This window comes from bacterium (assembly GCA_027622355.1).
Taxonomy (GTDB): Bacteria; UBA8248; UBA8248; order UBA8248; family UBA8248; genus JAQBZT01.
This window is the reverse complement of record JAQBZT010000307.1, coordinates 1-3,234: the sequence shown is the minus strand read 5'-3', so window position 1 is coordinate 3,234 and position 3,234 is coordinate 1. Positions and strand designations below refer to the sequence as shown.

Annotated in this window: 3 protein-coding genes; all 3 read left to right on the top strand. The window is 65.2% G+C overall.

Annotation, left to right across the window (positions count from 1 at the left end):
• Positions 1–869, top strand: an 869-nt coding sequence (locus O2807_13920) for a glycosyltransferase (protein ID MDA1001598.1), incomplete at its 5' end; no start/stop codon positions are given.
• On the top strand, positions 866–2,326 hold the full coding sequence (locus O2807_13915; protein MDA1001597.1) for a flippase: 1,461 nt from the start codon (positions 866–868) through the stop codon (positions 2,324–2,326). The genes O2807_13920 and O2807_13915, both read left to right, overlap by 4 nt.
• Positions 2,323–3,234 (top strand): hypothetical protein (locus O2807_13910; protein ID MDA1001596.1); only part of this gene is annotated, 912 nt, incomplete at its 3' end. The genes O2807_13915 and O2807_13910, both read left to right, overlap by 4 nt.

The following is a 3,234-nucleotide window of genomic DNA, read 5'->3' as shown; positions in this document are numbered from 1 at the left end:
AGGAGCCCTGGGGCGCCACCGCTTTGCAGGCGGTGTGCTTTCAGAGACTTTTTCGTCCCCGCCCCCGGCTGGTCCTTTTTTCATGGGAATTTCTGGATCTGAACCTTCCCTGGTACTACGAAGCGGTCGAGCGGTTGTCTCTCCGCCGGGCGGATTTTTTCATTGCTGGGGGAGAGGCCGTGCGCAGGCGGCTTTCGCGCCAGGGGGCCGATGCGGAGAAGGTGGCGCTTCTGCCGCAGTTTGGTGTGGATACGGAGATATTCCGGACCGTCCGCCCGGGAGAGCGCCCCGAATGTTTCACTATCGGCTTTGTCGGCCGCCTGGTACATGAAAAGGGCGTCGATCTCCTTCTCCGGGCGTGCGCCGCCCTCGGGGGCGAGTGGCGGCTTCTTTTGGTGGGGGATGGTCCCGAGCAGAAGAGCCTGGAGGGGCTTGCGGCGGATCTGGGAATTTTTGACCGGGTAGAGTTTGCCGGTTGGGTCGATCACCTGGACGTTCCGGATTTTCTTCGGAAGATGGATGTCCTTGTTCTCCCCTCTCGGACCACGCCCCAGTGGGCCGAACAGTTCGGCCACGTCCTCATCGAGGCGATGAGTGCGGGGGTGGTTCCGGTGGGTTCGGATTCGGGGGAGATCCCGCGGGTCATCGAAGATGGCGGGATGGTGTTTCCCGAGGAGAATGCGCCTGCGCTTGCCGCTTCGCTGCGGCGCCTCCAGGAGGATACGGGATTCCGCGAGGCGCTCATCGCAAAGGGAATCAAGCGCGTGGCGGAGTGCTACTCCTGGGAGATGATCGCCCGCGAGACGTATGCGATTTATGAACGAATCCTCCAGGGAGAGTCCAGCGAAACAGAGGGGACGGTCTCTTGAGCCGCTTTCGGCAAGCCGCCGCGAACTCGGGCTGGGTCTTCGCCGGCAGGGCAAGCGAGCGCCTGATCCGCATCGGGGTGATCATCGTCCTGGCGCGCATGTTGGGGGCACGGGGCTTTGGCGTCTATTCGTTTGTTTTTGCCTATGCCGAAATTTTCTCGGTTTTCACCGATGCGGGCGTCTACGCAATCTTGGTGCGGGAGCTCTCCAAGGGAGAAACCCCGCCCGCGCGCCTGATGGGCTGCGCTTTTTTCCTGAAAGGGGCGCTCGCGGCGCTGAGCTGGCTGGCCGCTTTTCTCTTCGCCGGCTTCTACCTTCCCGGGGGCGAAACCCGGTGGACGGCGATCGTGGCCATCTCCATCCTCTTTGTCTCGTTCCGCGTGGCCTCGTTCCGCTCCCTCTTTGACGCGCCCTTCGAAGCCAGCCTCGAGATGGGGGTCCCGATCAGGTGGGGGGCGGCGAGCGAGGCTCTCTCCGCGGCCCTCGTGGTGTATGCGGTGTGGAGCCGGTGGCCGCTGCCCGCGATCGTCGGGGTGCAGGCCGCGGCGCTCCTGCCGGGCGCCGTTTGGATGGGCCGGTTGTCGTTCCGCAAAATCCGGCCGGACTTCCGCTTTGACTACGCGCTTTCAAAACGCCTCCTCTCGATGGCGCTTCCAATGGGGGTGGCGCAGCTTTGCCTCATCGCCTACACGAGCAGCGACATCTTCATGTTGCGGTGGCTGGGGGCGGATGTTTCCGTCGGCTTGTATGCGGCGGCCTACAAGCTGACCGGCTCGCTCGGCATCATTCCGGGGGCGATGACCGCCACCCTTCTCCCCCTTCTCGCCCGGGTGAAGGGCGCCGGCGACATGAACCGGGCGGCGGAGATCTACCGGGGGGCCGTTTCTCTGGCCGTGGCCGCGGGTCTGCCGTTTGTTGTGGGCGGGCTGTTTCTCTCCGCCGAGGTCATCTCCTTTCTTTATGGGGCGGGCTACCAAGGTTCGGTCCCCGTCCTCCGGGTGCTGGCCGGGGGGGTGGTCTTTCACTTTGTCCTCTATATTTTGACCACCTCGGCCGTTTCCATCGGGCGGGAGCGGTGGTTTACCCTTTATGCGCTCCTGCTGGCGGGGCTGAACCTGGCTGGCAACGCGACGCTGATCCCCCGCTTCGGGGCGGTCGGGGCTGCTTGGGCGACTTTCATCACCGAGGGCGCCCTGGCGGCAGTGAGCTGCGCCGTCCTCCGCCGGGAGCTCGGGTTTCCGGACTTTTCCGCCGGAATCCGGGCATTCCTGGCGGCGCTGGCGGCCGGGGCGGTCCTCGGTTGGCTTCCTGCCCCGCTCGCCGTAAGGTTGGCCGGGGGAGGCGTTCTGTATATGATTCTCATCCATTGGGGAAGAGGATTATCCCCCGAGGGGCATTCCGCCGTGTCCGCCATCTTATCGCTCGGGTCCCGATCGGCTTCGGCCAAAAAGCAATGACCAACTCTCCTCCGAAAAAACTGCCGCGCGGCCCTTCCCCGGATAGAAAAGGGTCCTTCGATACGCATTCCCTCGATGCGCCGAAGTTCAGCCTCGATCTCGATCTCCCGCGCGCGCCGCTCCCGCCGCCCGAAGTCGAGGACGAGGTCCCCGTGCAGCGCTACGCCTACAAAAGGGCATGGGCGCGCCTGATCTTTTCGGCCCTCGACGCCGTGGGCCATCTGCTCTTTCGGAGGAAGCGGACGCGGCCGGCGGAGATCCGGCGCGTTCTTTTAATGCGCCCCGACCATCTGGGCGATGTCGTTTTCTCGCTTCCGGCCGTCCGGGCGCTGCGGGAGCGGCTTCCCGATGCTCATATCGATTTTCTTCTGGCCCCGGAGGCGATGCCGCTGCTTCAAGATGAGGAGGGGGCGGCGCGTGGAGTGAACCTGCTTCCCTTCTCCGCCGCATGGCTGCGGCGCTCCCAAAAGCGCCGCGTCGGCTGGGGGAGCACTTGCGCGCTGGCCTGGATGCTTCTTCGCCGGCGGTGGGAGTTGGGCGGCGCCTACGACATCGCGATCGATCTGCGGGGCGATTTTCAGCTCATCCTCGCGGCCCGGATCGCCGGGGTGCGCTATCTGGTCGGCCGGGAACTCACCGGCTTCGGGTTCTGGCTCGACGCCAAGGGCCATGAGGAGACCGGCCGGCACCAGGTGGAGGGCAACCTCGGCCTCCGCGAGCGGGCCGGCTTCGGCCCGATGGCGACGGCCAACCCGCAGCTCGCGGTTTCATCGGCGGAGCGGAACCGCGCGAAGATTTCGCTTCAATCCCACGGTGTGGACACCTCCCGGATTCTGATCGGGATTCATCCGGGGGCGGGGGCGCCGACGAAAAAATGGGGCGCCGCCCGGTTTGCGGGGCTTATCGAT